The following is a 26806-nucleotide window of genomic DNA, read 5'->3' as shown; positions in this document are numbered from 1 at the left end:
TGAGATATGACTAACTCACTAGTTCGTACATTGAGGCGAGGGTGGATGACCTCCTATCTGATCGGGCTGATCGGCGCCGGCATCGGCGCCTCTCTCAGCCCTGCCCTGCACGAGCGCGAGGCACGCTTCCACGGCCTGCACTACACCTACCGGCTGATCGACCTCGCCGTCCTCGGGCTCACCGCCGACGACGTGGGAGACCTGGTCCGTACGGCCAGGCGACTCGGCTACGACGGGCTGAACATCACCCATCCCGCCAAGCAGACCGTCATCCCGCACCTCGACGGCCTGTCGGAGGACGCGGCGGTCCTCGGCGCGGTCAACACCATCGTCTTCGACGGCGACCGGGCCATCGGGCACAACACCGACTGGACCGGCTTCGCCGAGTCCTTCGCCCGCGACCTGCCCGACGCGCCCACCCGGGAGGTCGTGCAACTCGGCGCGGGAGGCGCGGGCGCCGCGGTCGCCCACGCGCTGCTCACGCACGGAGCCGGCCGGTTGACCGTCGTCGACGCCGACCCCGCCAGGGCCGGCTCGCTGGCCGCCGAGCTGGAACGCCGGTTCGGGACCGGCCGAGCCCGCGCCGCCGACCGCGCCGACCAGGCCGGACTCGCCACGGCCGACGGCCTGGTGCACGCGACGCCCACCGGCATGGCCCACCACCCCGGGCTCGCGCTGCCCGCCGAGCTGCTGCACCCCGGGCTCTGGGTGGCCGACATCGTCTACCTGCCGCTGGAGACCGAGCTGCTGCGGACGGCGCGGGCGATCGGCTGCCGGACCCTGAACGGGGGTGGGATGGCCATGTCACAGGCGGCCCACTCCTTCCGCCTCTTCACCGGCAAGGAGCCCGACGCCGCCCGGATGCTGACCCACCTGACCGACCTCGTCACCGCCTGACAGGAGCACGGCATGCGCAAGTCCATCGCCACGGTCTCGGTGAGCGGCACCCTGGCCGAGAAGCTGGACGCGATCGCGGCCGCCGGCTTCGACGGTGTGGAGATCTTCGAGAACGACCTCGTCGCCAGCCCGCTGTCGCCCGAGCAGGTCCGCGCACGGGCCGCAGACCTGGGGCTGGGCATCGACCTCTACCAGCCGCTGCGCGACTTCGAGGCGGTGCCCGCCGAGGTGCTGGCCGCCAACCTGCGCCGGGCCGAGCGCAAGTTCGACCTCATGCGGCGGCTCGGCGCCGACCTGCTGCTCGTCTGCTCCAGCGTCTCGCCCGACGGCATCGGCGACGACGACCTGGCCGCCGAGCAGCTCCACCTGCTCGCCGACCGGGCCGCCCGGCACGGGATCCGGATCGCGTACGAGGCCCTGGCATGGGGCCGGCACGTCAGCGACTACCTGCACGCCTGGCGCATCGTCCAGCTCGCCGGCCACCCCAACCTCGGCACCTGCCTCGACAGCTTCCACATCCTGTCGCGCGGGTCCGACCCGATCGGCATCGAGGCGATCCCCGGAGACAAGATCTTCTTCCTCCAGCTCGCCGACGCGCCCCGGCTGGCGATGGACGTGCTGCAGTGGAGCCGCCACTACCGCTGCTTCCCCGGCCAGGGCGGGTTCGACCTGGCCGGGCTGGTGACCCACGTGCTCAAGGCCGGCTACGACGGGCCGCTGTCGCTGGAGGTGTTCAACGACGTCTTCCGCCAGGCTGACACCGGCCGTACGGCCAGGGACGCGATGCGCTCGCTGCTCGCCCTGGAGGAGGCGGTCGGCCTGGCTCCCCAGATCCCGCCTCCCGTCATCCCCACCGGCTTCGCCTTCGCCGAGCTGACCGCCTCCGCATCCGGGCTGACCGCCCCCGAGCCGGGGCTGACCGCCTCCGTATCCAGGCCGGGTGACTCCGACGGCGACCGGCTGCGTGACCTCCTCGCCGCGCTCGGCTTCGCGCGCACCGGCAGGCACACCGCCAAGCCGGTGGAGCTGTGGGAACAGCGCGAGGCCCGGATCCTCCTCAATGCCACCGGCACGGACTCCGCCCCGGAGCGCGCGGCTTCCGGCCCGCAGTCCGACTCGGAGCCCGTGGCTTCAGCGCCGGAGTCCACGCGGGTGGCGCCCGCGCTTGCGGCTCTCGGGTTGGAGAGTCCCGATCCGGCGGGCTCGGCCGCGCGCGCCAGGTCGCTGCTCGCACCCGTGCTGCCGCGCGAGCGTGGACCGGACGAGGCGGCGCTCGACGCCATCGCCGCGCCCGACGGCACCAGGCTCTTCTTCTGCCACACGGACCGACCCGGCCCACCGGACCGACCCGGCCTATCGGACCTATCTGGTCTATCGGACCTATCTGGTCTATCAGACCTATCTGGTCTGCCGGACCTATCTGGTCTGCCGGATCGAGCCGATCAAGGCGGTCTGTTGGGCGACTTGACGAGGGCGAGCTGGGTGGGGGACTTCGGGCCGCGTGAGCCGGTCGGCGGGCCCGTCTCGCACATCGACCACGTGGCGCTCACCCAGCCGTTGCACCACTTCGACGAGGCCGCCTTGTTCTACCGAGGCGTGCTGGGGCTGCGCCCGCTGCCGAGCCTCGAACTGCCCGACCCGTACGGCCTGCTGCGCAGCAAGGCGATGGCCAGCGACGACGGCTCGGTGCGAATGGTGCTCAACATCGCGCAGGTCGGCGGGCAGCACGTGCCGTGGCAGCACATCGCGCTGGCCTGCGACGACCTCGTGACCACGGCGCGCGGGCTGCGCGAGGCCCGTCCGGACCTGCTGCTGCCGATCCCGGGCAACTACTACGACGACCTGGAGGCCCGGCACGACGTGCCGCCGGAGCTGAGGGAGCTCGGGCTGTTGTACGACCGGGACGAGCACGGGGAGTTCCTGCACCTCTACACGATCACGGTGGGGCGGGTCTTCTTCGAGCTGGTCCAGCGGCTGGGTGGCTACCGAGGCTACGGCGCCGGCAACGCGCCCGTGCGGCTGGCCGTACAGCATGCCGGAACTCGTGGGTGAGCCCGCGACCTTAGGATAGGGCGGACCGGTCCGACAGCTTCGTGGAGCCCCATGACCTCGCAGCCCGCCAGCCCAGCCGCGGGAGAGCGCCGGCGTGACGCCGACCGCACCAGGGCCGAGATCCTCGAGGTGGCCCAGCGGGAGTTCGCCCGGGCGGGCTACGCCGGAGCGAGGGTCGACGAGATCGCGGAGCTGACGCGCACCACCAAGCGCATGATCTACTACTACTTCGGCAGCAAGGAACGGCTCTACATCGCGGCCCTGGAGAATGCCTACTCCGAGGTGCGCGAGGTCGAGCGCACCCTCGACGTGGAGCACCTGGCGCCCGTCGAGGCGATCCGCACACTGGCGGAGCTGACGTTCGACCACCACGAGGCCCATCCCGACTTCATCAAGCTCGTCGCGATCGAGAACATCCATGAGGCCGAGCACATCCGCAAGTCCGAGGCACTGGCCAACCTGGGCACCCCGGTGCTTGACGTCATCTCGCGCATCCTGGAGGCGGGCCGCCGGAGCGGCGACTTCGTCACCGAGGCCGACGCGGTCGACGTGCACATCATGATCAGCGCGTTCTGCTACTTCCGGGTCGCCAACCAGCACACGTTCGGCGCGCTGTTCGGCCGCGACATGACGGCGCCGGAGCACCGGGCGCGGCTGCGCGCCATGGTCGGTGAGATGGTCGTGGCCTACCTGCGAGGCGCCGGCACCCCCTGACAGCCGGCCCCCCTGACAGCCGGCACCCCCTGACGCCACGCCCGAGGGCGATCTCCGGGTCCGCCGCCGTCGCCGCCTGAAGATCGTTCCGCTGGCCTGCGGTTTCCCGGCCGGTCCGAAGGGCAGCCGATCCTGATGATGCGAAATCTTGTCAAAGGGGCCGCGAGCGGGGCGCTGGCCACGGCGGTGATGAGCGCCGTGATGGTCGCCGGGGAGCGCGCCGGGCTCATGGGCGGTCAGCCGCCCAAGCACATCGTCCGATCCTTCCTGCCGGGCAGCGAACGCAAGCGCAAACCGGGCGAGGGGGCGCTGGCCGCCGTCGCCCACTTCGGTTTCGGGATCGGCTCGGGTGCGCTGTTCGGGCTGATGGCCCGCCGCCGTCGCGCCCGGGTGCCGGCGGGCATCGCCTACGGCCTGATGATCTGGGTGGTGAGCTACGCGGGCTGGGTGCCCAAGATGACCGTCCTGCCGCCGATCCACCGCGACCGGCCCGGCCGTCCGATCGTGATGGCCGCCGGTCATGTCGTGTACGGCACCGCCCTGGCCTGCGCGCTCAACCGCCTGGACCAGCCGAAGAAGTGACCGGGTGGGCCCACCGGCCGAGGGCGGCGGCGTAGGCGTCGTCGAGGTAGTAGTCGGAGTGGCGGCGCAGCACCCTGTCGGCGTCGCCCCGCACGGGATCGTCGAGACGCTGGTCGAGGTCCTCGGGGCCGGGCGGGGCGCCGGGCCCCGGCCGGTGGAGCACCGGGCCGCCGATGGGATCGGTCAGCCGGTAGAGGTTGCTCCACCGGCCGTTCGGCATGAGGTCGCGGAGCGCCCCCAGCGCGGCCGGGCCGAAGTAACCGGGGAAGAACCGCGCGTACAGGCGGCACAGTGGCGAGCCGTGCGTGAGCAGGCGGACGCGTGGCCTCCTGGCGGGGTCGAGCTGCATCACGACGACCGTGGCGATGACGCTGCCCTGACTGTGACCCGAGATGACGACGCGGTCGTCCGGACCGGCGACCAGTTGCTCCACGTACGTCACCAGCTCCGGGACGACCCGTTCGGCGTAGCAGGGGGGAGCGAGCGGGTGGCTGGCCCGCGGCCAGAAGGTCGTGACGTCCCACAGCACGCCCACGGTTCTGCGCAGTGTGGCGTTGCCGTACGCCCGCCAGCCCAGCAGGACGAGCACGACGGCGAAGACGATGAGCAGGAAGACCCCGACCGGCACCAGCGGGCCGGGCGGCACGGTCGTGGGCCCGATGGCGAGGACGACCCCGATCGTGGCGGCGGCGGCGAACGCGACGGCCGCCAGCGCGACGAGGACGGTGTCGACGCTGTCCGTCAGCGTCGCGGCCGTCAGGGCCCTGCGGTCGCGTGGGTCCGCGACCCCGTCGCGCAGGCCGGCCGACACCCGCCGGCACCGCAGCGCGAGGAGCACGGTCACCGCTGCCACCGCGGCGAGGGCCAGCAGCCCGGCCGGCGCCGCCCACCAGTACGGCATCGGCAACACGATGCCGCCCCCGGCGGCGCCCGGGTAGGACGGCGTGCCCATGACCTCCGCGACGGTGAAGGCCAGCCCGACGGAGAACGCCTTGGCCAGCGCCCACGACAGCATGAGCACCACCGGCCCGCCGAACCCGCCCAGCACCCTGCCGTACGCGAGCGCGGGCTCGTTCTCCCGGGCGGCCCGCCTGGCCAGGAAGAACGTTCCGGCGGCGACGGCGGTCAGCGCGGCCATCTGGACGCCGAACAGCCAGACCAGCAGGTGAGGAAAGCCGGGCAGTCCGGAGGCGCCGGGGCCGGGGCGTTCGGCGGTCAGCGCCGCGGCGAACACGACGACGTACAGGGCGAGGCCGAGGAGCAGCAGGGCCAGGCAGAACAGGTTGAGCACGCGCGACCAGGACGGTTCGGCGTTCGGGGCGTACCTGGTGGCGACGTGCGGCACGCAGGTCAGCACGACGGCGACGACCAGCACGGCGAGAGCGGCGACCCGGAACTCCGGGAAGAAGGGGGCGGCCAGCGCGAGCGCGATCAGCGCGAAGCCGGCCGCCACGTGGATGGAGCGCAGCCGGCCCACCGGGTGGCCGCCGTTCCACATCCGGCGGCGCGCCAGCGGGAGCGCGTCCGTGTCATCGCGGGACTTGTCACGCTCGAACGAGCAGCGGTCGGTGCGCCTCCAGGTCACCTGGGCGATCAGCCACATCACCACGAGGGCGAGCGCGGGCACCAGGGAGGCGAGCGCGATCCGCTGGGCGTGGTCGCCGCTCCCCGCCCGCATCAGCCAGTCGATCACCGTCAGCGTGGAGCCTCCGTCCGGCCTCGCCGACTGCCAGCCGACGACGTCCATCGAGACGCCGACGAGGGCGAGCACGACCGCGCCCGTGAGGCAGAGCGCGAAGAGCCGGTGCCCCGCCTCGACCACGAGCCGGACCGTTTTGGCCGGCCGGCCCGTCTGGTCGGCCCGGGGCGTCATGTAGAACGCGATGTTGGCCAGCGCGAAGGGCAGCAGCAACAGCCACAGCGCCCTGAAGGGGCTGCCCGAGGTGAGCGTGCCCCACACGTACGCCTCCCGCCGGAAGAAGGGCGGCTCGGCCGGGTCGGGGCGCGCGGGCGTGTAGATGCCGACCACGCCCTCGCGCGGGGGGCGCACCTGGTCGGGGAACAGGACCGACTCGGGTGACGCCCCCGCGACCCCGTGGATGCGCAGTTCGGTGGCCTTCGCGGACATGTCAGTAGCGGTCGAGCTCGGGCGAGTAGGGACGGATGCCGCGAGCCTGCGGCACTTCCTGGGACAGACCCGGGTGGCCGGAGAGCAGCGTCTCCGCGGCCTCCTGGACGTTCGTGTCCTGCGCCATGGCGACGGCCACCATCGCGCCGGCCACGTACGCGGCGGACGCGGACGTGCCCGGCCAGTTGGCGACGCCACCGAAGTTCACCGGCTTGCGCTCGACGTTGGAGATCAGCGCGCCGTGCGCGTCGCGGGTGAGGAGGGAGGCCCGCTCCAGGAACAGGCCGTCGTGCGCGCCCGGCGCCATGAGGCTGATCCACGGCCCCGACTGAGAGTAGCCGGCGCGTCCGCCGTCGCCGGCCAGGGCGCCCACGGCGATCACGCCGGGCAGGGCGGCGGGGAAGATCGCGCTGTCGCGGGTCGGGCTGGGGTACGGGCGCGGCCGCGGGACCTCGCCCCAGTTGCCGGCGCTGGCGACGTGCACGCAGCCCAGCCGCGACTCGGCCCGCTCCAGCACGAACGGCGGCTTGTCGTCCCAGGTCGCCCCGCCGAGCGAGGTGAGCAGGAGGTCCACCTCGCCGCTGAAGCGGACCATCGCCTTGGCCAGCGTCCAGGAGTCGACCTCGTTGGAGGCGTCGAGCGCCTGGCGGATCACCAGGTCGGCGCCGGGCGCCTGCCGGGCCACGATGCCGGCCAGGTGGACGGCGTGGCCCAGCGTGGCCGGCGGGTCGGTGTGGTCGGCCACACCGAACACGGAGGAGTCGGCGAGATAGTGCCCGGCGAGCTGCGGGTGGCGGTAGAGCGCGCCGTCCAGGATGCCGATCGTGAACCGGGGTCCCCGGTAGGACTCGCGTGGTTCGATGACCACCTCGGCCTTGGCAGCCAGTTGCTCCGGGTCGCCCTGGCCGCCGCCCGTGTAGGGCGTGCCCTCGGCGTACATGCGGATCTTGGCCATCCGGGGCACCCACTGCTTCGTCGTCTTGAACCTCTCGCGCAGGTGGTACAGCACCCGGTCGAGGTCGCTCGGCTGCGCGCCGCGCGTGGCGGCGCCCGCCTCGGCCCGCATCCGTGCGTCGAGGTCGGGGTCGAACGGGAAGCGGTCGAGGGCGTCGAGCCTGATGCGGGTCAGCCCGAGCACGAGGTCGCCGTCGGGCTCTCCGCTGACGAACCCGTCGAGCTCGGCCAGCAGCAGCCTCTCGTCCCGGGACTCCACCACGATCTCGTGGGAGAGGTATCGGTCGGTGGGGGTGGTCGCGTCCGAGTACGGCATGGTCTCTCCTTCGATGGCTCTGTACTGACAGAGGACGAGGAGAGCCGCCTGATACAGGAGGAGGGACCCGCCTACAGGGTGATCCAGCTCGTCGCCACGCTGATGCCGTCGGAGGTGCGGCACTGCAGGTGGAACGGGTGATCGGGGATCGGCCGGATGGCGAACCCGCCGACCTCGTCCGTGCGGACCGTGGCGGTCACCCCGGACAGGACCCGTACGTGGATGTCGGCCACCTGGCTCGGCACCACCTGGCCGATCAGGGCGTCGCCGGCCACTTCGAGCTCGATGGTCAGCGACCGGCAGACGAAGGTCATGGCCCGCAGCGGGGCGGACTCCGAGCGGGTGAGCGCCCCGGCGGGCTCGCCGTCCACCTCGGAGTCGTAGGCGAGCCGGGCGAGCTCGTCGTCGATGTCACGCCAGGCGAACGCCGCCCGCGCCGCCTCGACGACCTCGCGGGGGATCTCCTCGGCCGCGCGCATCGCCGAGGCGAGCTCGTCCAGGAGCCTGTCGTCGCTCCATCGGCGTTCAGACATCGCCGCCGCCTTCTCCCGTCAGGTAGCCGTGCAGGTAGGGGCTCTGGCGCAGCTTGGCCAGGCATCGGGCACGCGTGGGGCCGATCCCGCCGACCGGGGTGCCGAGCCGGTCGCCGATCTCGGCGTACGAAGGAGGCGGGTCGCGCATGAGCAGCGTGAGCAGCTTCCGGCACAGCGCCGGCAACTGGGCGAAGGCCGCACGCAGCGCCGCCTGCCGCTCCGCCCGTTCCAGCTCGTGTTCGATCATCGTGGTGGCCTCGTCATCGGCTGCCAGGTCGACGATCATGGGTTGCTCGGCGACCTCGCGCCTGCGTACTGCCCGCAGAACGCGGACGCATTCGCGCTGGGTGGTGACGGCGATCCAGCCGGGCAGCGCGGCGGGGGTGCGCAGCACGGCGAGATGCTCGACCAGGCGCAGGCAGACGGTCTGGGCCACGTCGTCGGCGTCGGGGCGGCTCAGCCGGTGCCGGAGGCAGATCGACCAGATCAGCGGGAGGTAGCGCTCCACGAGCTCGTTCCAGGCGTTCTGGTCGCCCTTGCGCGCCCGGGCGACCAGTGCGATGACGGTCGGGTCGTCACGCATCTGGCGCCTCCCATGCCTAGAGCTCGTATTGTCGGGATTTTCGGTGCGGACGGCAACAGCGCGCCCGGTCCGGCCCCGGACGGTTTGTCTCCCGGCTGATACATCACAGACGTGGGCTCGTCCGCCACACTGCGGAAGGTGAGCCGGACCCCAACCGACTCGGCCGAGGCCATGCTGCGCCTCGCCGAGGCCGACCCCGCCCAGCTGACGTCCGTCGCGGCCGGCGCGGCCCGCCGGGCCCGCGCACGAGGGGACACCGCGCTGGAGTCGGTCGCGGAGCGGGCCATGGGGGTGGCGGCCACCCACCTGCTCGACCTGGCCACCGCGACCCGCCATCTGCGCGCCGCGATGCGGCTCGGCGAGCGGGCGGGTTCGCCGGAGCTGGCCGCCGAGGCCAGGATCAGGCTCGCCTTCGTGGCCAGCCTGCGCGGCCGGCCCCACCACGCGCTGGACGAGATCGAGAGCGTGCTCCCCACGGTGCACGGCGTCCTGCGCGCCCGGGCCGAGGCCCAGCGGGCGGCGATCTTCAACCACCTCGGCCGCGGTGACGACGCGCTGGCCGGATACCGCCTGGCCGTTCCGGCGCTGCGCCGCGCCGGGGATCGGCTCTGGCTGCAGCGGGTGCTGTCCAACCGGGGCATCGTGCACGGCTACCGGCACGAGTTCACCGCCGCCGAGACCGACCTGCGCGAGGCCGAGGAGCTGTGCACCGAGCTCGGCCTGGACCTCTCGCTGGCCATCGTCAGGCTGAACCTGGGGTGGGTCAGCGCCCTGCGCGGCGACGTGCCGTCCGCCCTCGCCTACTTCGACGGCGCCGAGGAGCGCTTCCGGGCGCTCGGCACGCACCAGCTCGGCTGGCTGCTCGCCGACCGGGGCGAGTTGCTGCTCTCGGTGGGCCTGGTGTCGGAGGCCCGGCTCGCCGCGCGCGAGGCGGTCGAGCAGTTGAAGCGCAACCGCCGCGCGATCGGGCTGCCGGAGGTACGGCTGCTTCTCGCCCGTACGGCCGGCCTGGAAGGGGACGACGACGAGTCCGTACGGGAGGCGAGGCGGGCCGTCACCGAGTTCACCCGGCAGGGCAGGCCGGAATGGGCGGCGCTGGCCAGGTTCGCGGTGCTGCGCTCGCCGGCCATGGGCCGGACCCGCGCTCCGGCGGCGGCGCTGCTGGAACGGGTCGCGGTCGACCTGACCGCCGCGGGCTGGCCCGGCGCGGCCGTGGAGGCCCGGATTCTCGCCGCCCAGCTCTCCTTGCGGCGCGGCCGGACGGAACAGGCCCGCAAGCAGTTGGAGCAGGCGGCCAGGGCACGCTTTCGCGGCCCCGCCCTGCTGCGGGCCAGGGCCTGGCACGCCACCGCGCTGCTGCGGCTGAGCAGGGACAACCAGCGGGGCGCGGTGACGGCGGCCAGGGCCGGATTGCGGGTGCTCGACGAGCACCGCGCCACCCTGGGCGCGACCGACCTGCGCGCCTACAGCGGCCAGTACCGGTTGGACCTGGCCGGGCTCGGGCTGGGCATGGCCCTGCGCACCGGCCGGGCCGACGCGGTGCTCGCCTGGGCCGAGGAGGGCCGGGCCAGCCACCTGCTGATGCCGCCGGTTCACCCGCCGGACGACCCCTACCTGGCCGGGGCGATGGCCGAGCTGCGCGCGGTGATGAGCGAGATCAACGAGCGGCGGCGGGCGGGGCAGGGCACCGGGCGGCTGGGCCAGCGCCAGCTGGCTCTGGAACGTGACATCCGCGACTACCGCCGCCGCCAGCCGGCGGTCCGCTCGCCGATGGGCGCCCGCCCCGTCGGGGTGTCCACACTGGTCGGCGCGCTCGCGGACGCGGCACTCGTCGAGTTCGTGCTGCTCGACGGTGAGCTGCACGCCGTCACGGTCGCGCGCGGCCGGCCGTCGCTGCACCGGCTCGGAGCCGCCGCGCCGGTCAGGGACCTGATCGACCGCGTTCCCTTCGCGCTGCGCCGCCTGTCCGGCCGTGCCCACGGGGTCAACCGGGTCGCGGCCGGCCGGATGCTGCGGCACGCCGCCGAGCACCTGGACCGGATGCTGTTCGGCCCGCTGGCGCGGGTCATCGGCGACCGGCCGCTCGTGGTGATCCCCACCGGCTTCCTGCAGGCGTTGCCGTGGTCGATCCTGCCCTCCTGCGCCGGGCGGCCCGTCACCGTCTCGCCCTCGGCGACGCTGTGGCACGCCGCCGCCGACGCGCCCGGCGAGAGCGGGCACGTGCTGGCCGTGGCGGGGCCGGGGCTGCCGGGGGCGCGGGCGGAGGCCGAGGCCGTCGCGGGCATCCACGAGGCGGCCGTGCTGGCCGGCGCCGAGGCCAACGCCGAGGCCGTGCTCACCGGGCTCGACGGCGCCCGCCTGGCCCACCTGGCCGCGCACGGGCGGCTGCACGCCACCAACCCGCTGTTCTCCTCGCTGCACCTGTCGGACGGCCCGCTCACGCTCTACGACCTCGAACGGCTCCGCCGCTCGCCGCAGATCGTGGTCCTCGCGGCGTGCGACAGCGGGCGCTCCATCGTGCGCGCCGGAGACGAGCTGCTCGGGCTCAGCGCCACGTTCCTCGCCCACGGCGCGCGTACGATCATCGGCTCGGTGGTCTCCGTCCCCGACGCCGAGACCGCCGAGCCCATGATCGCCCTGCACCGGCTGCTGGCCGCCGGTCACTCCGCGGCCACCGCGCTGGCCGAGGCGCAGCGCGCCACCTCCGGTGAACTGCTGGCCGCTTCTGCCGGTTTCGTGTGCATCGGGGCGGACGTGGTCCTTCAGGATGACCCGACCTCCGAGGCGCCGTAAGGACCGCTCATGGGTAGCCCTTCTGTCGTGGAGTTCGCCGTCACCCTCCCGGAGGGCGGCGCGCGCCGTCTGATACCTGTCTCCGGCTCGCGCCCGATAGGCTCGCCTGGCGTGAGCATCGAGTTGGAACGGCTGGCCGTGCGGTTGAGCGAGTTCGCCCGAGTCAGAGACTGGGAGCGGTTCCACACCCCGAAGAACCTGGCGATGGCCCTGTCCGGTGAGGTCGGCGAGCTGGTGGCCGAGCTGCAGTGGCTCACCCCCGACGAGTCCCGCGACCTCGACCCCGCCACCCTGGCCAGGGTGCGCGCCGAGCTCGGCGACGTCACCGCCTACCTGGTCCGCCTGGCCGACGTGCTGGGCGTCGACCTGGTGGCGGAGGCCAACACCAGGCTCGACGTCAACGACCGGCGCTACGACCCCGAGCGCTACCGCGGCTCGATGCGCAAGGCGCCCCCGCTCGACCCCTGACCGCCTCGTCCGTTCACGTGGTCACCCGCTCCTCCACGGTGTGCCGCCTGAGCAGCGCGACCGTGACCACCGCGAGCCCGGCGAAGATCAGCGCGCCGGTCAGCGCCACGACGTTGAGACCCGTCGTGAAGGCGGCGCGGGCGATGTCCAGCACCTCGGGCACGCGCAGGGCGGCGGTGATGCTCTCGCGGGCGCTCTCCGAGGGCAGCGTCTCCGGCAGCGTCGCGCGGTAGACGGCGGTGCCCAGGCTGCCCAGCACGGCCACGCCCACGGCCACCCCGAACTCGCCGCCGGTCTCCGACAGCGCCGCCGCCGAACCCGCCTTCTCCGGCGGGGCCGCCGTCATGATCACGCTGTTGCCCACGCTCATCGGCAGCGCGATGCCGGCCGAGGCCAGCGCGAGGCCGATCACCAGCAACCCGGTGCCGCCCGAACTGGGCACCTGGGTGTGCACGAGCAGCCCGAGCGTCGCCACCAGCAGCCCGAGGCCCATCACGTACGCGGGACGCATCCAGCGCGTCAGCGCCGGGCCGAGCGCCAGAGCGACGATCATGGCGAAGTTCTGCGGCAGCAGCCAGAGCCCCGCCTGGAGCGGCGACAGCCCTTCGACCATCTGGAGGTACATCGTGGACATCAACGTGGTGCCCGCCATGACGATGCCGCCGAGCAGCAGCAGCGAGAGCGTGGTCGCGAAGGCACGGTTGTCGAACAACCGCAGGTCCAGCAGGGGACTCGCCAGGGTGCGCTGCCGTCGTACGAACATCACACCGAGCACCAGCCCGGCCACGACGGCGCCGAGGGGCAGGATCTGCCAGCCGCTCCTGGCCACCTCCTTCAGCCCGTAGATGATCGGCAGGATGGTCCCCAGCGACAGGGCGACGCTGACCAGGTCGAGCCGGCCCGCCTCCGGGGAGCGATATTCGGGCAGCAGCGTCCGGCCGGTGAGCAGCAGCACGACCATGAACGGCACGCCGAGCAGGAACGCCGACCCCCACCAGAAGTGCTCCAGCAGCAGCCCGCCGACGAGCGGCCCGAGCGCCATGCCCACCATGAAGCAGCCGAACCACAGCCCGATCGCCGCGCCCATCTGCTTGGTGTCGGTGAACATGTTGCGGATCAACGCCATGGACGACGGCATCAACGTCGCCCCGGCGATCCCCAGCAGCGCCCGGTTCACGATCAGCATCTCGGCGCTCGTGGAGTAGGCGGCGGCCACGGAGGCCACGCCGAACGCCACCGCCCCGATCATCAGCAGCCTCCGGCGGCCGATCCGGTCTCCCAGCGTGCCCATCGTGACCAGGAAACCGGCCAGCAGGAACGAGTAGATGTCCATGATCCACAATTGCTGGGGCGCGGTGGCCCCGAGGTCCGCGCTGAGATGTGGCAGTGCCAGGTAGAGCACGCTGACGTCGAGCGACAGCAACAGGGCGACCGAGGCCAGCACGGCCAGACCGATCCACTCCCGCCGTCCTGCCAGGGGTGCGGTGTCCATCAGGTTTCCCTTTCCCATACGGCAAACAGTTGCGGCAAACGGTGAGGGAAAGGGCTTAAGGACTTCTTCTCGTCGGCTTAAGGTGCCCCATAAAATATCGAACATGCGTTTCAGTGTTCTCGGGCCGCTGGCCGTCTGGACCGACGCCGGGGACACCGTCACGGTCCCGGGCCTGAAGGTGCGCGCGCTCTTGGCCGACCTGCTCGTTCACGAGGGACGGGTCGTTTCGGCCGACCAGCTGGTCGACGACCTGTGGGGTGGTGAGCCGCCGGGCAACCCGGCCGCGGCGCTTCAGGTGCGCGTCTCGCAGCTGCGCCGCGTGCTGGAGGAGGCCGAGCCGGGTGGCAGGCGCCTGGTGGTCTCCCGCGCCCCCGGCTACCTGCTCGACGCCGGCGCGGTCGACGCCACCCGGTTCGCCGCGCTGCTGGCCCGCGCCGAGACCGCCGAGAGCCCGCGTGCCAGGGCCGATCTGCTGGCCGAGGCGCTCGGGCTGTGGCGCGGCCCGGCGTACGCCGACTTCGCCGACGAGGAGTTCACCCGCATCGCGATAGCCCGGTTGGAGGAGCAGCGGCTGTCCGCGCTGGAACAACACGCCGATGCCCGTATCGACCTCGGCGAGCACGGCCTGCTCGTGGGCGAGCTGGCCGACCTGGTGGCCCGCCACCCGCTCAGGGAACGCCTGCGCGCCGCGCACATGCGCGCCCTCTACCGCGCCGGCCGGCAGGGCGAGGCGCTCGCCGGCTACGGCGAGCTGCGCGAACTGCTCGCCGTCGAGCTCGGCCTCGACCCCGGGCCCGAGCTCGCCGGCCTGCACCAGGCGATCCTCGGGCAGGACCCCACGCTGATCGGTGGCGCCGAGCGGCCCACCACCAACCTGCCCGCCTCGCTCAGCGAGCTGATCGGCCGGGACGGCGCGGTGGCCGAGGTGCGCTCGCTGCTGCGCGCCAACCGGCTCGTGACCCTCACCGGCACCGGCGGCGTGGGCAAGACGCGGCTCGCGCTGGAGGTCTCCGCCCGGTCACTCGGCGACTTCCCGGACGGGGTGTGGCTGGTCGAGCTGGGCCCGCTCGACTCGGGCACGGGCTCCCCGGCCGAGGTCGTCATGGCGGCGCTCGACATCCGCGACGGCGCCGAGCAGGCGGATCCGGCCGACCGGCTGGCCGAGGCGCTGCGGTCCCGGCGGCTGCTGCTCGTCCTGGACAACTGCGAGCACCTGGTCGAGGAGGTCGCCGCCCTGACGGAGCGGCTCCTGCGCGCGGCTCCCGGCCTGCGCGTCGTGGCCACGAGCCGCGAGCCGCTGGCCGTGTCCGGCGAGGCCCTGTGGAGCGTTCCGCCGCTCAGCCTCCCCACGCCCGATCCCGGCCCGTCCCCCGACGCGGAGTCTCGTATAGAGGTCGAGCGGGTCGAGCGGGTGGGGCGGTCCGACGCGGTGCGGTTGTTCGTGGCGCGGGCCGCCGCCTCCGCGCCCGGGTTCGCGCTGGAGGAGGAGAACGCCGGCGCGGTCGCCGAGCTGTGCCACCGGCTCGACGGGATCCCGCTGGCGCTGGAGCTGGCGGCGACCCGGGTGCGGGCGCTCGGCGTGCGCGAGGTGCTCGCCCGGCTCGACGACCGGTTCCGGCTGCTCGCCTCCGGCCGGCGCGGCGCCCCCCAGCGCCAGCGGACGCTCACGGCGGTGATCGACTGGAGCTGGCAGCTGCTGACCGAACCCGAACGCGTCGTGCTGCGCCGCCTCGCCGTCCACGCCGGCGGCTGCACGCTGGAGGCGGCCGAGGAGGTCTGCGGCGGCGACGGGCTCGACGTGCTCGACCTGATCGCCCGGCTGGTCGACCGCTCGCTGGTGGTCGTCACCGACAGCCCGGCGGGTGTCCGCTACCGGCTGCTGGAGTCGGTGGCCGCCTACTGCCTCGACCGCCTGTCCGACGCGGGCGAGCTGGAGCCGGTACGACACGCGCACGCCCGCCACTACCTGGCGCTGGCCCTGCGGGCGGAGCCCGCCCTTTACGGCCCCGAGCAGGGCACATGGCTGCGGCGACTCGACGCGGAAGCGGCCAACCTGCGGGCGGCGCTCGACACGGCGGCCCGCGAGCGCGACGCCGACGACGCGATTCGGCTGGCGAACGCGCTGACCTGGTACTGGTTCCTGCGCGGCAGACTGGCCGACGCCCGGCGGTCCCTGGAGGCGGCACTGGCCGTCGAAGGCGAGGCGCCCGGCCGGGCCAGGGCCGCCGCGTGGCACGCGGGGTTCGCGCTGATGCACGACCAGGACGTCACCTGGGACACGAGGGCGGTGCGCGACCCGCGCGAGCGGGCCCGCGCCGAGCTGTTCCTGGCGCTGTCCGCCGCGGAGATGTTCGTGGAGCACGACCTGGTCACCAGCGCGCTGGCCACCTGCCGCGCCATCGGCGACGAGTGGGGCATCGCGGCGGCGCTGAGCAGGCGAGCTCGCAACGCCTACACGCAACGCGACCTGACCGCCCTCGAACGCGACGGCGGGGAGAGCCTGCGCCTGTTCAGGAAGCTCGGTGACCGCTGGGGACAGCTCCAGGCCATGGAGTGGCTGGCCGGAGAGGCCGAGATCGCGGGCGACACCGAACGAGCCGCCCGGCTGTTCACCGAGAGCCTGCGCCTGGCCGAGGAGCTGGGCCTGTGGCCCGAGGCCGCCCGGCGCACCTCCTGGCTGGGCTGGGTCGCGCTGCGGAGCGGGGCGTACGAGCGGGCGATGGAGCTGTGCGGGCGCGCACTGCGCCTTTCGATCGAGCAGGGCTACCGGGAGGGGCGGCTCATGGCCGGGATGGGGCTGGGCTGCGCCGCGCGCCGCGCCGGGCGGCTCGACCTGGCCGAGACCCACCTGATGGGGCTGCTCGACGGAGTGTCGCGCGATCCGGCCGACCAGCCCGCCCTGCAGCTCCCCACCGTCCTGATCGAGCTGGGTTTCATCCGGGCGACGCGGGGCGACCCGGAGGGGGCCAGGGAGCTGCATCTGGAGGCGTACGCCGCCTCGAGGAAGATCGGTGATCCGCGTTCGATCGTGCGGGCCGTGGAGGGGCTGGCCGCCGCGCTGGCCGCGACCGGCCGCCACGATGGGGCCGCCCGGCTGCTCGGCCTGGCCGCCGAGGCCAGGCGGGCCAACCAGACTCCCGCCGCGCCGCCCGACTACCCCGAGATCGACCAGGCCACCACCCTGGCCCGCGAGGCGCTGGGCGAGGGGGCGTTCGCCGAGGCGTACGAGCAGGGCGCCCGCCTCAAGCTCGACGACGCCGAGAACCTGGCCTGACCTGCCCGGCGGACCAGCGCGCGGGCATGGGTCATCCCGCCTCCGTGCGTGGGCGCGGTCAGGCCGCCTTACCCGCGAGACCGGCTCTGGCTGCCTACACGCGGGCCTGCGGCCTACGCGGGCGGTCAGGCTGCTTCGACCAGCGGGTCAGCGGCGAGGTAGCCGGGGTAGTCGGGGTCGTCGGGACGGGCCAGCACGTGGTGCACCCAGGCCCGCCGCTCGTGGTCGATGGCCAGCAGCTCCCACACGCACGCGGCCGGCCCGTCGGCCGGAACCCGTACCAGGTCGGTGGTGCCGAGATCGGCCCGCCACACCCGGTGATAGAGGATGTCGGCCTGCCACCAGCAGATGTTCGCGCACAGCGCCTCGGTGCCGCGGTGCACCACGACGAACGCGATGCCCGCCCGCTCGGGGAGCTCCCGCTCGGCCGCCAGCATCGCGGCCTCCACCTCGAAGTCGTCGGGCAGGTCCTGGCCTGCCGAGATGCCGATGACCTTCACGTTCCATCCGCGTGTCTCGGTCACCCCGAGAGAGCGGGTCCGGCGTGGGCGATAGGGGGTCAAATCACTGCTCCAGTACGGTCATGGGTCAGACGAACCCCGCACGAGGCGGGGAACAGAAGGCATTCACCTTCCTTGTTGGACGCCGCAACCGCCCCGTTAGCTCGCACCCGACCCGAAACCGTTCCTGGAATCGTTCGCCGGTCCTCGCCTGGACGCGTGACCACCCGCGGCGCTGGAGGCGCTCGCCGCCGCGCTCACCGCCATCTCCAAGGGCGGCACGCTCGGCGCGCTGCCCACGCTCTGGGTGCACGGGGCCGACGACCAGCTCGTGCCGCTCGCGGGCAGCCGCATCGGCATCGAGGAGATCCGTGGCGGTGACCTGACCGAGCGGATCTATCCGGAGGCCAGGCATGAGGTGTTCAACGAGACGAACAAGGACGAGGTGCTCGACGCGGTCACCGGCTTCGCCGAGCGGGTGTTGTCGCGCTGAGCCGGGCTCGGTTGAACGCGAACGCTATTCCGATGTGGTGACCGTCCTGTCGAATCTTCCGGCTCTCGGGTCACAAGTGCCGCCGCACGTCGCACGTTTCAAATGGTTATTTATGATCGACAAATAAAATATAGGATCATACTCAGGACAATGAGCCAGATAATTCCGCCTATCACGCACATGACCAGGCATCCGGTCACGACTGTGCGTTTTCTGCCGCGATCGTCCCATTCGTGGAGACCGCCGGGTGGATCCATGACCTTAAGGGTACGTCAGGCGAAAATAGTGATGTGCGGCAATTGTAGGTGAAGGGCGATAGGGAATTGCTGGATCCAAGGGGCGAGTGTCTGCAATTGCGACATAGGGTGCGTGCCCCTTTGCCTGGCTGATCTCTCCTCTCCCGACCGCTCGCCGCCCGGGTCGTTGCCCGGTGTCCGATGACTTCCTCGCGCCCGAGTTGTCTGTACACGTGACGAGGAGGTGGAGATGGGAGAGTCGCACACCTGGCCCGGCACCGTCGCGGCCACAGCCGTCGCGCGCCCCGGTGGTGGGCGGTCCGGTGGTAGGCGGTCCGGCCCGGCGGCGGACGAGGGCATCGGCCATGAGGCCGAGGCGACCGGAATCACCCTGGCGTTCCGGCCCTTCGGGGTGACGCCGTGATGACCGGCTCGATGCTCGAAGGGGTGAGCCTGCTCGAACGCGCCATCGGCTACGCGCTGGGGAGCCTGCGCGTCATCACCCGAGACGACCTGCACCGCGCCACCCCCTGCCGCGACTGGGACGTGGGAGATCTGCTGGCCCACCTGGACGACTCTCTTACGACCCTGAACGAGGCGGCCGACTTCGCTCAGATCACCCTCGGTGAAGGGCCCCGGATCACCCTCCGCGATGGGGCTCGGATCACCCCCTGTGCTGAAGGGAATGGAGGACCGGGAGCTGAAGGGAATGGAGGACCAGGCGGCGAGGGGGATGGAGCAGCAGGAGCTGAAGGGGATGGAGAACCAGGAGCTACGGGGAATGGAGAACCAGGCAGCGAGGGGAGTAGGGAAGCCGGGGCTGAGGGGAGTGGGGGAGCCGGTGGTGGGGTGAGTGAGGAAGCGAGTGGTGGTCGTGGGCTCCGGGCTGGAGGTTGGGAGCGGGATCCGGTGTTGGTGTTGCGGGATCGGGCGGCCGAGCTGCTCGGCGCGTGGGCCCATCAGGTACGCGATCACGTCGTGACCGTCGAGGGGTGCCCGATGACGGCGAGGGCGGTGGCGGAGGTCGGTGCCGTCGAGGTGGCCGTGCACGCGTGGGACCTCGCCCGTGCCTGCGGACGATCCCGCCCGATGCCGGCCCTGATGGCGGCCGAGTTGCTCGGCCGCGTCCATGCCCTCGTCACGGACGCCGACCGCCCGGAGCGCTTCGCCGAGCCGTTCGACCAGCCGTGGCGAGCCTCCGCGGAAGACCGGTTGCTGGCCTTCCTGGGCCGGGACCCCGGCTGGAGCCCGCCCTGCCGCTTCTGACCCCGAGCAGTGGCGGGAAGCAACGGCTCGCGGGGTACCCATTGACGAAAAGGGAACACGCCGCTCATATGGACAGAAGTGCAGGATGCACGCTTGGTCCGGCTAATGTGGAATGAGCTGATCGCCGAAGTGGCGAGCAGCGCGGTGGCGACGACCGTTCTTCGTGCGGCCGTCGCCACCCCTCAGAGCCCCCGCGAAGCCCTTCCGAAGCCGCGAGGCCACCCTCAGGGCGTCTCCCGGAGTCGCTTTCAGAGCCTCTCGGGGCCACCTCGGGCACTTCTTCGGAGCCACTTCGAGTGGGCCGTCACCGCAGCCGCCCACTCCGGGCGGAGGTCAGGAAGACGCGAGCGTCTCCAGGACCTGCTCACCGTATTTGGCCAGTTTGTTCTCGCCCACGCCGCTGATCCGGCCCAGGTCGGCCAGTGACGCGGGCGAAACCGTGGCGATCTCGCGCAGCGTGGCATCGTGGAAGATCACGTAGGTGGGCACGCCCTGCTCCTTGGCCGTGGCGGCCCGCCAGGCGCGGAGCCGTTCGAACACCGGCGCCGCCTCCTGGGGCAGCTCCACCACGGGACGGGCACCGGCGCCGCCGCCGGAGGACTTGGCACGGGCCGGCCGCTGGGCGTCGCGGCGCAACCGCACCTGGCGCTCGCCGCGCAGCACGTCGGCGCTGGCGTCGGTGAGCACCAGCGCGCCATAGTCGGACTCGACCGCCAGCAGCCCCTGCGCCAGCAGTTGGCGCGCCACTCCGTGCCACTCGGTGTTGGTCAGCTCGGTGCCGACGCCGAACACGGTCAGCGACTCGTGGCCGAACTGGAGCACCTTGGCGGTCTTCTTGCCGAGCAGGATGTCGACGATCTGGCCGACCCCGAACTTCTGCCGCCGCTCGCGGGCCAGCCGCAGCACGGTCGAGAGCACCTTCTGGGCGGCGACGGTGCCGTCCCACGACTCAGGCGGTGTCTGGCAGGTGTCGCAGTTGCCGCACGGCTCGGAATCTCGCTGGCCGAAGTAGTCGAGCAGCATGACGCGGCGGCACGCGACGGTCTCGCACAGGGCCAGCATCGCGTCGAGGTGGAGCACCTGGCGCCGCCGGTGGGCCTCGTCGCCCTCCATGGCCAGCCGCCGGTGCTGCACGACGTCCTGCAGGCCGTAGGCCAGCCAGGCGGTGGCGGGCAGGCCGTCGCGCCCGGCCCGGCCGGTCTCCTGGTAGTAGCCCTCGACCGACTTGGGCAGGTCGAGATGGGCCACGAAACGCACGTCGGGCTTGTCGATGCCCATGCCGAACGCGATCGTCGCGACCACGATCATCCCGTCTTCGCGCAGGAACCTGGCCTGGTGGGCGGCGCGGGTGCGGGCGTCGAGACCGGCGTGGTAGGGGACGGCGGCGATGCCGTTGTCGACCAGGAAGTCGGCGATCTTGTCGACCGAGGACCGGGACAGGCAGTAGACGATGCCCGCCTCGCCGGGGTGTTCGGTCCGCAGGAACTCCAGCAACTGCCGCTTGGGCTCGTTCTTGGACGAGATGCGGTAGTGGATGTTGGGCCGGTCGAAACTCGCCACGAAGTGGCGGGCCTGCTCCAGGCCGAGCCGCGAGGAGATCTCGGCGTGCGTGGCCGGCGTGGCGGTCGCGGTCAGCGCGATGCGCGGCACCTCGGGCCAGCGCTCGTGCAGCTCGGACAGCGCGAGGTAGTCGGGCCGGAAGTCGTGCCCCCACGACGAGACGCAGTGCGCCTCGTCGATGGCGAACAGCGAGATCTCGCCCTTGGCCAGCAGCCGCAGCGTCGAGTCGACCCGGAGCCGCTCGGGCGCGAGGTAGAGCAGGTCGAGCTCGCCCGCCAGGAACGCCGCCTCGACCCGCTGCCGCTCGTCGAACTCCTGGGTCGAGTTGAGGAACCCCGCCCGCACGCCGAGCGCCGTCAGCGCGTCGACCTGGTCCTGCATGAGCGCGATCAGCGGCGAGACGACCACCCCGACCCCGGGGCGCACCAGCGCCGGGATCTGGTAGCACAGCGACTTGCCGCCACCGGTCGGCATGAGCACGAGCGCGTCGCCGCCCGCCACGACGTGCTCGATGATCTCCTGCTGGCCGGCCCGGAACGAGTCGTAACCGAACACGCGACCCAGGACCTCGATGGGGGTATCCATACGGCTACCTTACGTGTTCGCCCGCGGGCGCCGGTCCTGTTCGCCCATGGCGATCGTAGGCCACCAGCGACACCGCGCCGAGCGCGCACGCGGCCCCCACCGCGCCCATCACCGCCGGGTATCCGGCCACCTGGGCCAGCCCGGCCGCGAGCAGCGGGGCCACCGCTTTGGCGAGCGTGATGGGCAGGGCCAGCGCCCCGCTCAGCGCCCCGTACGCGGCGGTGCCGTACCTCTCGGTGAGCAGGGCCGGACGGGCGATCGTGCCCACGCCGAAACCCAGCCCGAACAGCACGACGGAGCCGACCGCGCCCGGCACGCCGCGCCCGGTCAGCGGCAGGAGGACCGCCGCGACGCCCTGCAGCCCGAACACCACCGCGGTGATCCGCGAGACCGGCCAGCGGGCCTGCAGGCCGGTGGTGAGCACCCGGCCCGTCACTGACAGCACGCCGAGCAGCCCCGCGACGGCGGCGGCGAAGACGGGCGGGTGACCGAGCGCGATCAGGTACGTCACGAGCAGCACCCCCATGACCGCCACGGCGCCCGTCTGCGTCAGGAACGCGGCGGCCAGCAGCCAGAACGGGCGTTCGCGGACCGCCGAGCCGACGATCTCGCCCCGGCGGGCGGAGACCGGGACGGGGCGCCCGCGTACGGCCAGGCCGTGCAGGGGGATCGTGGTCACCGCGTAGCCGGCGGCCAGCACGACCAGGGCGTGCCGCCAGCCGTACCTGTCGACGAGGAAGCCGGTGAGGGGCAGGAAGATGCTGGAGGCGAAGCCCGCGACGACGGTCACCGCGAGCAGCGCGCGTGCCCGGCGGGCCGCGTCGAACCAGGCGACGATCACCGCGAACGCGGCCTCGTACAGGACCATGGCGGAGGCGACGCCGAGGACAGCGCAGACCAGGTAGAGCTGCGCGACCGTCTGGACCTGCGACCAGGCGAGCACGGCGGCCGCGCCGAGCACCGAGCCGGCCGTCATCAGGCCGCGCCCGCCGTGGCGGTCGAGCCACCGTCCGACGAGCGGCGCCACCAGCCCCGAGATCAGCACGGCCAGCGTGATCGCGCCGGTGAGCTGGGCCACCCCGGCGTCGAGGTCGCGGGCCATCGGGCCGATGAACACCGAGAACGCGTAGTAGAGCACGCCGTATCCGGCGGTCTGGGTGATCGCGAGTGCGACGACCAGGCGGAGGGACGCTCGTGGGTCGGCGATCACACCTGGACCACTTCCCCGTCCGCCGTCCAGGAATGCGGTGATACGTGTCACGTCAGCTGGATAACGTATTGATCATGGAGCTTTCGTACGTAGTGACCGGTGGAGGACGAGGCATCGGCCGGGCGGTCGTCGAGCGGCTGTCCGGCAAGGGGACGGTGGTGGCGGTCGAGCGTGACGCCGGCGCGCCGGCGTGGACCGGCTCCGGTGTCATCACGGTCGTCGGGGACGCCTCGGACGAGGCCGTCGTCGAGCGCGCGGCCGACCTCGCGCAGGACGCGGGCACGCTGGCCGGCTGGGTCAACAACGCCGCCGTCTTCCGCGACGCCTCGGTCCACACCGCCTCCACGGCCGAGATCCGCGCGCTGATCACCGCCAACCTCGACCTCGCCGTCGTCGGCTGCGCCACCGCCGTGCGCCGCTTCCTGGCGGCTGGCACGCCGGGCGCGATCGTGAACGTCACCTCGCACCAGGCGCGCCGCCCGGTGCCGGGCAGCCTGCCCTACTCTACGGCCAAGGCCGCCGTCGAGGGTCTGACCAGGGCGCTCGCGGTGGAGTACGGCAAGCGGGGGATCCGGGTCAACGCCGTCGCCCCGGGATCGGTGGCCACGGAGAGGTACGAGGAGTTCCTGGCGCTCGCGACTCCCGAGGCGGCGGAGGGGGTCTCGCGGGACATGGCGCGGCTGCACCCGCTCGGCCGGGTGGCGCGGGCGGACGAGATCGCCGCGGCCGTGGCCTACCTCCTGTCGGATGACGCCGCCTTCGTCAACGGCGTGACGCTGGCCGTGGACGGCGGCCGGTCCGTCCTCGGCCTGGACCCCGAGGCGAAGGATTGACGACCCTGGTCATCCGGGGAACGTGGGGCGAAGGCGATTTTGTCCCGGCTGCCGCCTACGTTTCCGCTTTGGGCGGTTACTTGTGGGTATGAGGTTTTAACGGGCCTCTGGGCAATGGTGATCGCGATGAGTCTCTCCGAGCGGGAACGCCGCATCCTCGCTGAGATCGAGCATGCCCTCCTCGCGGACGACCCCGCACTGGCCAAGCGGGTCGCGAAGATCAACCGCGCCGGGGCGACCGGGAACTCGGTCCCGCGCCTGCGCCTGTGGGTGACGGGGCGCGTCTGGCTGATCGTGGTGTGCGCACTCGTCGTCCTCGTGCTCCTGGTCGTAGCCGTACTGATCGCGTGACCCGGGTGGCCCGCGTGACCCGCGTGACCCGCGTGAGTCGGTGGCCGTACTGGTCGCGTGACCGGCCTAATCACGCGAGCGGCGGTGCCTGATCACCGCCAGGTCCACGGCGGCGATGATGGTTACGGCGGCCGCGATCGCGGCCTCCCAGACCCAGACGTCCGCACCGGTGATCATGGCGCGCGTGACGAAGAAGACCGTCGCCAGCACGCCGATCAACAGCGCCACCAGCGACAGTGTCCGCCGGGCGCCCAGCGGACTGCGAGCGTTCAACGGTTCGGTGCCCTGACGGTCGCGTAGCCACATGTCGTCTCCCCTCAGGCCAGGCACCTCAGCCTGGCGATGAGTCGCGGATCGACCCCATGCCCGGCGGGCAACCGCCCAACCGTCGCCTCGACGAACTCCGGGAAGGGCAGCGACGCGCTCTCTCCGCCGGCGTGGACCCACATCTGCTCGCCGGTCGGCTCCACCTGGACGTCGGCCCCCTGCTCCGCCAGCACGAACCGGCCGACCTCGGCCCGCCAGTACCACCGGCCATCGGCCTCCTCCGCGGAGACCGGGGCGCCGACGTCGTCGGCGTGGGTGGCGTACTCGGAGTCGTAGTGGAAGGTCTGCAGCCCCACGGGGTACGGCCCGGCCATCGTGTCGATCAGGCCGTCGCGGCCGAGCAGCCGCATGCGGTGGCGCGTCTCGCCGTTCTCGGCGCGCCACTCCCGCAGCACGTCCTCCACGGGCACCGTACGGCGTTGCCGTACGGACCACTCGTTGAAGTCGTGGAAGCCGTCGATCCCCTCACGCGCCAGCCGGGCGAGCAGGACCTGGACGTTGCCGTCGAGGCAGGCGTGGTTGTAGAGCTCCTCGCCCGCCAGGTGGCCGAGAACGTCGCGGACCGTCCAGCCCTCGCAGCGGGACGGCCGCCCCCAGCCCTCGTCGTCGAGACCGGAGAAGAACCGGTCGAGCCTGGCCGCCTCAGCGTCGAAGATGTCGAACGGATCGAACCCCTTCAGCGGATCGTCAACCATAATTCGACGCTACCCCCAGAACGGCCACTCAGACCGGCCGGGGAAACGAACGGGCCCGGCCCCCCGAAGAGGGGGACCGGGCCGCGCTCAGATGTGGTTACCGGTGGTGGTGCCACCGGCTGCCGTAGATGGTGTGGTTACCGGTGGTGGTGCCACCGGCTGCCGTAGACCCGCACGTAGTCAGTGCGGCTCTCGGCGCCCTGGAGCTTCCAGTTGCCGGAGTAGGCGGCCTTGAAGGTGCCGCTCTTGTAGGCACGCGACTTGGCCACGAACTTGCCGCCCCATGTCGTCTTGGTGGAGGCGACCCACTTCCAGCCGCTGGAGCCGTTGGCCCGGTAGAGGACCTTGACCTGCTGGCCGCGCAGGCCCTCCCAGCCGTGGTCGTCGACCTGCAGACGACCGGAGAAGTAGATCGACTTGCCCTTGCGGACCTTGGACGGGTCAGCGTTGAAGCGCGTGATCCGCGTGTCGGCCTTGCCCTTGCGGACGTCGACGTAGAAGTACGCCGTGTCGGACACGGCCTTGCCGTCCTTGTCGACTCCGCTGGCCGTGGCCTTCCACTTGCCCTCGGGGTCGTACTTGTTGAACGGAACGGCGAAGCGCCAGCTCTCCAGCGCCTTGACGTCCTTGGCGCGCAGGGTGTGGAAGCCCTGCGGCTCGACGGTGAGCGTGACCTTCTCGACGTCGGAGCTGGCCGCGACCTTGAAGAAGGCCTCGGTCTCGTTGTTGCCCCTGACGACGACCGGGTTGGGCGAGATGTTCTGGATCTCGACCGTCGGCGCCTTCGTCTGCGCGGACGCAGCGGCACCTCCGGACACGAGCATGGTTCCGCCCACCAGGGCGGAGACGATTCCTAATGCGATTTTTCTCATGAGGGTGCTGATTCCTCTCCCCGTATCGCTGGAGCCGGCTCGGGATCGCGCGGCTCCTCTACTACTGTGAGGCACTAAATAGGGAAAAAGTTCGCTAAAAGTACGGATAAAGTTTGATCACGGCGCTCACCTGCACCATTGGCGCGAAAAATTTTTGGGGCAGGAGCCGACCCGCTAGAGTCGCGCCATGGCTGACGTCTACACCCTCGGCGAGGCACTGGGAGTCGTGTCCAGCGGCCGCGTCCGCCACGACGACGACGCCAGACTCGACGTCGGCGGGCCGGAGTTCACCCTGGCGATCGGCCTGGCGAGGCTCGGGCACCGGGCGTGCTTCCTGGGCAAGGTCGGCAGTGACGAGCTCGGTGCCAGAGCGCTCACCACGCTGCGGGGCGAGGGCGTCGACGTGGCGGACACCCGGGTCGTCGAGGGCGTGCGCACCGGGCTGCTGCTGCGGGAGTCACGCGTGGGCCGCGAGCCGTGCGTCACCCACTACCGCGCCGGCTCGGCCGGCTCCGCCCTGTCGCCGGGCAACGTGCCCATCGACCGCATCGCCGCCTCCAAGATCCTGCACGTCACCGGCGTCACGGCCGGGCTGGGCAGGGACGCGCTCGACGCGGTCCGCGCCGCCGTGAGCGCCGCCCGGACCGCCGAGGTGCTGATCTCGTTCGCCGTCCGGTACGTGCCCGAGCTCTGGCCGTCGGTACGCGAGGCCGAGGACGTGCTGAGCGAGCTGGCCTGTGATTCCCACCTGCTGTTCCTCGGCCAGGACGAGCTCGACCTGGTCAAGCCCGCGCTCACGCCCGAGCGCGAGGTCGTGGTGGACCGCGGGCCGAAGGGCGCGAGCGTGCGGGCCGACCGGATGCGTTACGACGTGCCCGCCCCGCAGGTGCCCGTGGTGGATCCGGCGGGTTCGGGCGACGCGTTCGTGGCCGGCTATCTCAGCGCGGCTCTCGACGGGCTGACCCCGCAGGAGCGCCTGCACCGGGGGACGCTGCTCAGCGCCGCCGCGGTGACCAGCGCCAGCGACTGGCAGGGGCTGCCCACCCGGGCCGAGCTGTAACGCCGCTTCGGCGACGGCCGCCCATGGCTGCC

General features: G+C 72.3%; 25 protein-coding genes and 1 pseudogene. 15 read left to right on the top strand and 11 right to left on the bottom strand.

Annotated features, from left to right (window positions below; translation table 11 throughout):
- The first annotated feature begins 45 nt into the window (after positions 1 to 45).
- The 4 genes from AB0I38_RS35520 (at position 46) to AB0I38_RS35505 (ending at position 4245) form a co-directional block, all read left to right on the top strand.
- The gene (locus AB0I38_RS35520) at positions 46 to 897 is read left to right on the top strand and encodes a shikimate dehydrogenase (RefSeq protein WP_358491649.1); all 852 of its coding nucleotides are present in this window, start codon (positions 46 to 48) and stop codon (positions 895 to 897) included.
- A 12-nt stretch (positions 898 to 909) separates the two neighbouring features.
- The gene (locus AB0I38_RS35515) at positions 910 to 2949 is read left to right on the top strand and encodes a bifunctional sugar phosphate isomerase/epimerase/4-hydroxyphenylpyruvate dioxygenase family protein (RefSeq protein ID WP_358491646.1); all 2040 of its coding nucleotides are present in this window, start codon (positions 910 to 912) and stop codon (positions 2947 to 2949) included.
- A gap of 51 nt (positions 2950 to 3000) precedes the next feature.
- Positions 3001 to 3663 carry a TetR/AcrR family transcriptional regulator gene (locus tag AB0I38_RS35510; RefSeq protein ID WP_358491642.1) on the top strand — a complete coding sequence of 221 codons (663 nt, stop codon included), beginning with the start codon at positions 3001 to 3003 and terminating at the stop codon, positions 3661 to 3663.
- A gap of 135 nt (positions 3664 to 3798) precedes the next feature.
- Positions 3799 to 4245, top strand: coding sequence for a DUF6789 family protein (locus AB0I38_RS35505; RefSeq protein WP_358491638.1), 447 nt, complete (start codon positions 3799 to 3801; stop codon positions 4243 to 4245).
- Here the strand turns inward: AB0I38_RS35505 and AB0I38_RS35500 are convergent.
- The 4 genes from AB0I38_RS35500 to AB0I38_RS35485 form a co-directional block, all read right to left on the bottom strand.
- Complete coding sequence (locus AB0I38_RS35500; RefSeq protein ID WP_358491634.1) at positions 4217 to 6373, bottom strand: hypothetical protein; 2157 nt, start codon at positions 6371 to 6373, stop codon at positions 4217 to 4219. The two genes, AB0I38_RS35505 and AB0I38_RS35500, sit on opposite strands and share 29 nt — an antisense overlap.
- A 1-nt stretch (position 6374) precedes the next feature.
- Positions 6375 to 7643: a S8/S53 family peptidase gene (locus AB0I38_RS35495; RefSeq protein ID WP_358491631.1), complete on the bottom strand. Its 1269-nt coding sequence runs from the start codon at positions 7641 to 7643 to the stop codon at positions 6375 to 6377.
- A gap of 71 nt (positions 7644 to 7714) precedes the next feature.
- Positions 7715 to 8176 carry a hypothetical protein gene (locus AB0I38_RS35490; protein ID WP_358491625.1) on the bottom strand — a complete coding sequence of 154 codons (462 nt, stop codon included), beginning with the start codon at positions 8174 to 8176 and terminating at the stop codon, positions 7715 to 7717.
- A complete protein-coding gene (locus AB0I38_RS35485; protein ID WP_358491621.1) occupies positions 8169 to 8759 on the bottom strand; it encodes an RNA polymerase sigma factor in 591 nt (196 codons plus the stop codon). Before AB0I38_RS35485 ends, AB0I38_RS35490 begins: the two co-directional genes overlap by 8 nt.
- A gap of 138 nt (positions 8760 to 8897) precedes the next feature.
- Between AB0I38_RS35485 and AB0I38_RS35480 the strand changes: the two genes are divergently transcribed.
- The gene (locus AB0I38_RS35480) at positions 8898 to 11552 is read left to right on the top strand and encodes a CHAT domain-containing protein (RefSeq protein ID WP_358491615.1); all 2655 of its coding nucleotides are present in this window, start codon (positions 8898 to 8900) and stop codon (positions 11550 to 11552) included.
- Between the two features lie 117 nt (positions 11553 to 11669).
- Positions 11670 to 12020: a nucleotide pyrophosphohydrolase gene (locus AB0I38_RS35475; protein ID WP_358491812.1), complete on the top strand. Its 351-nt coding sequence runs from the start codon at positions 11670 to 11672 to the stop codon at positions 12018 to 12020.
- Positions 12021 to 12033: 13 nt separating this feature from the next.
- On the opposite strand, the gene AB0I38_RS35470 is transcribed toward AB0I38_RS35475, so the two are convergent.
- Positions 12034 to 13512 (bottom strand): MFS transporter, encoded by a 1479-nt coding sequence (locus tag AB0I38_RS35470; RefSeq protein WP_358491611.1) that lies wholly within the window; start codon positions 13510 to 13512, stop codon positions 12034 to 12036.
- Between the two features lie 103 nt (positions 13513 to 13615).
- Here AB0I38_RS35470 and AB0I38_RS35465 point away from each other — a divergent pair, with 103 nt between their 5' ends.
- Positions 13616 to 16786 (top strand): BTAD domain-containing putative transcriptional regulator, encoded by a 3171-nt coding sequence (locus AB0I38_RS35465; protein WP_358491607.1) that lies wholly within the window; start codon positions 13616 to 13618, stop codon positions 16784 to 16786.
- Positions 16787 to 16911: 125 nt separating this feature from the next.
- On the opposite strand, the gene AB0I38_RS35460 is transcribed toward AB0I38_RS35465, so the two are convergent.
- On the bottom strand, positions 16912 to 17310 hold the full coding sequence (locus AB0I38_RS35460; protein ID WP_358491599.1) for a hypothetical protein: 399 nt from the start codon (positions 17308 to 17310) through the stop codon (positions 16912 to 16914).
- Positions 17311 to 17521: 211 nt separating this feature from the next.
- On the opposite strand from AB0I38_RS35460, the gene AB0I38_RS35455 reads away from it, so the two are divergent.
- The 5 genes and pseudogenes from AB0I38_RS35455 to AB0I38_RS35435 all read left to right on the top strand — a co-directional run bounded on the left by AB0I38_RS35455 (position 17522) and on the right by AB0I38_RS35435 (position 19281).
- On the top strand, positions 17522 to 17779 hold the full coding sequence (locus AB0I38_RS35455; RefSeq protein WP_358491809.1) for an alpha/beta hydrolase: 258 nt from the start codon (positions 17522 to 17524) through the stop codon (positions 17777 to 17779).
- Between the two features lie 486 nt (positions 17780 to 18265).
- Positions 18266 to 18439: a hypothetical protein gene (locus AB0I38_RS35450; RefSeq protein ID WP_358491596.1), complete on the top strand. Its 174-nt coding sequence runs from the start codon at positions 18266 to 18268 to the stop codon at positions 18437 to 18439.
- A pseudogene (locus AB0I38_RS35445) lies at positions 18439 to 18597 on the top strand (maleylpyruvate isomerase N-terminal domain-containing protein); the annotation flags it as partial. The gene AB0I38_RS35450 and the pseudogene AB0I38_RS35445, both read left to right, overlap by 1 nt.
- 103 nt (positions 18598 to 18700) lie before the next feature.
- Positions 18701 to 18868: a hypothetical protein gene (locus AB0I38_RS35440; protein WP_358491830.1), complete on the top strand. Its 168-nt coding sequence runs from the start codon at positions 18701 to 18703 to the stop codon at positions 18866 to 18868.
- 56 nt (positions 18869 to 18924) lie between these two features.
- Entirely contained in the window at positions 18925 to 19281 is a 357-nt protein-coding gene (locus AB0I38_RS35435; RefSeq protein ID WP_358491826.1) for a hypothetical protein, read from the top strand.
- A 333-nt stretch (positions 19282 to 19614) separates the two neighbouring features.
- Here AB0I38_RS35435 and recQ read toward each other — a convergent pair whose 3' ends face one another.
- Together recQ and AB0I38_RS35425 are read right to left on the bottom strand one after the other, a co-directional pair.
- Positions 19615 to 21426: a DNA helicase RecQ gene (gene recQ / locus AB0I38_RS35430; RefSeq protein ID WP_358491586.1), complete on the bottom strand. Its 1812-nt coding sequence runs from the start codon at positions 21424 to 21426 to the stop codon at positions 19615 to 19617.
- 4 nt (positions 21427 to 21430) lie between these two features.
- On the bottom strand, positions 21431 to 22687 hold the full coding sequence (locus tag AB0I38_RS35425) for an MFS transporter (protein ID WP_358491577.1): 1257 nt from the start codon (positions 22685 to 22687) through the stop codon (positions 21431 to 21433).
- A 23-nt stretch (positions 22688 to 22710) separates the two neighbouring features.
- On the opposite strand from AB0I38_RS35425, the gene AB0I38_RS35420 reads away from it, so the two are divergent.
- Together AB0I38_RS35420 and AB0I38_RS35415 are read left to right on the top strand one after the other, a co-directional pair.
- Complete coding sequence (locus AB0I38_RS35420) at positions 22711 to 23469, top strand: SDR family NAD(P)-dependent oxidoreductase (protein ID WP_358491572.1); 759 nt, start codon at positions 22711 to 22713, stop codon at positions 23467 to 23469.
- 126 nt (positions 23470 to 23595) lie between these two features.
- Entirely contained in the window at positions 23596 to 23820 is a 225-nt protein-coding gene (locus tag AB0I38_RS35415; RefSeq protein ID WP_358491547.1) for a DUF3040 domain-containing protein, read from the top strand.
- Positions 23821 to 23886: 66 nt separating this feature from the next.
- On the opposite strand, the gene AB0I38_RS35410 is transcribed toward AB0I38_RS35415, so the two are convergent.
- The 3 genes from AB0I38_RS35410 to AB0I38_RS35400 all read right to left on the bottom strand — a co-directional run bounded on the left by AB0I38_RS35410 (position 23887) and on the right by AB0I38_RS35400 (position 25714).
- Positions 23887 to 24126, bottom strand: a complete 240-nt coding sequence (locus AB0I38_RS35410) for a DUF6343 family protein (protein ID WP_358491543.1) — start codon at positions 24124 to 24126, stop codon at positions 23887 to 23889.
- An 11-nt stretch (positions 24127 to 24137) separates the two neighbouring features.
- Entirely contained in the window at positions 24138 to 24842 is a 705-nt protein-coding gene (locus AB0I38_RS35405; protein WP_358491539.1) for a maleylpyruvate isomerase family mycothiol-dependent enzyme, read from the bottom strand.
- A 137-nt stretch (positions 24843 to 24979) separates the two neighbouring features.
- Positions 24980 to 25714 (bottom strand): hypothetical protein, encoded by a 735-nt coding sequence (locus tag AB0I38_RS35400; protein WP_358491535.1) that lies wholly within the window; start codon positions 25712 to 25714, stop codon positions 24980 to 24982.
- Between the two features lie 187 nt (positions 25715 to 25901).
- On the opposite strand from AB0I38_RS35400, the gene AB0I38_RS35395 reads away from it, so the two are divergent.
- Positions 25902 to 26774, top strand: a complete 873-nt coding sequence (locus AB0I38_RS35395; protein ID WP_358491532.1) for a sugar kinase — start codon at positions 25902 to 25904, stop codon at positions 26772 to 26774.
- The last annotated feature ends 32 nt before the right edge of the window (positions 26775 to 26806 follow it).

The sequence above is a fragment of the Nonomuraea cavernae genome (assembly GCF_040655715.1).
In the GTDB taxonomy this organism is placed as follows: domain Bacteria; phylum Actinomycetota; class Actinomycetes; order Streptosporangiales; family Streptosporangiaceae; genus Nonomuraea; species Nonomuraea cavernae_A.
The sequence above is the reverse complement of the archived record's forward strand: the minus strand, read 5'-3'. Positions and strand labels throughout refer to the sequence as shown.

Coding starts and splice junctions, on each gene's coding strand:
- AB0I38_RS35520 (WP_358491649.1), top strand. CDS start 46: ATGACCTCCTATCTGATCGGGCTGATCGGCGCCGGCATCGGCGCCTCT.
- AB0I38_RS35515 (WP_358491646.1), top strand. CDS start 910: ATGCGCAAGTCCATCGCCACGGTCTCGGTGAGCGGCACCCTGGCCGAG.
- AB0I38_RS35510 (WP_358491642.1), top strand. CDS start 3,001: ATGACCTCGCAGCCCGCCAGCCCAGCCGCGGGAGAGCGCCGGCGTGAC.
- AB0I38_RS35505 (WP_358491638.1), top strand. CDS start 3,799: ATGATGCGAAATCTTGTCAAAGGGGCCGCGAGCGGGGCGCTGGCCACG.
- AB0I38_RS35500 (WP_358491634.1), bottom strand. CDS start 6,373: ATGTCCGCGAAGGCCACCGAACTGCGCATCCACGGGGTCGCGGGGGCG.
- AB0I38_RS35495 (WP_358491631.1), bottom strand. CDS start 7,643: ATGCCGTACTCGGACGCGACCACCCCCACCGACCGATACCTCTCCCAC.
- AB0I38_RS35490 (WP_358491625.1), bottom strand. CDS start 8,176: ATGTCTGAACGCCGATGGAGCGACGACAGGCTCCTGGACGAGCTCGCC.
- AB0I38_RS35485 (WP_358491621.1), bottom strand. CDS start 8,759: ATGCGTGACGACCCGACCGTCATCGCACTGGTCGCCCGGGCGCGCAAG.
- AB0I38_RS35470 (WP_358491611.1), bottom strand. CDS start 13,512: ATGGACACCGCACCCCTGGCAGGACGGCGGGAGTGGATCGGTCTGGCC.
- AB0I38_RS35465 (WP_358491607.1), top strand. CDS start 13,616: ATGCGTTTCAGTGTTCTCGGGCCGCTGGCCGTCTGGACCGACGCCGGG.
- AB0I38_RS35450 (WP_358491596.1), top strand. CDS start 18,266: ATGGGAGAGTCGCACACCTGGCCCGGCACCGTCGCGGCCACAGCCGTC.
- AB0I38_RS35440 (WP_358491830.1), top strand. CDS start 18,701: ATGGAGGACCGGGAGCTGAAGGGAATGGAGGACCAGGCGGCGAGGGGG.
- recQ (WP_358491586.1), bottom strand. CDS start 21,426: ATGGATACCCCCATCGAGGTCCTGGGTCGCGTGTTCGGTTACGACTCG.
- AB0I38_RS35420 (WP_358491572.1), top strand. CDS start 22,711: ATGGAGCTTTCGTACGTAGTGACCGGTGGAGGACGAGGCATCGGCCGG.
- AB0I38_RS35415 (WP_358491547.1), top strand. CDS start 23,596: ATGAGTCTCTCCGAGCGGGAACGCCGCATCCTCGCTGAGATCGAGCAT.
- AB0I38_RS35410 (WP_358491543.1), bottom strand. CDS start 24,126: ATGTGGCTACGCGACCGTCAGGGCACCGAACCGTTGAACGCTCGCAGT.
- AB0I38_RS35405 (WP_358491539.1), bottom strand. CDS start 24,842: ATGGTTGACGATCCGCTGAAGGGGTTCGATCCGTTCGACATCTTCGAC.
- AB0I38_RS35400 (WP_358491535.1), bottom strand. CDS start 25,714: ATGAGAAAAATCGCATTAGGAATCGTCTCCGCCCTGGTGGGCGGAACC.
- AB0I38_RS35395 (WP_358491532.1), top strand. CDS start 25,902: ATGGCTGACGTCTACACCCTCGGCGAGGCACTGGGAGTCGTGTCCAGC.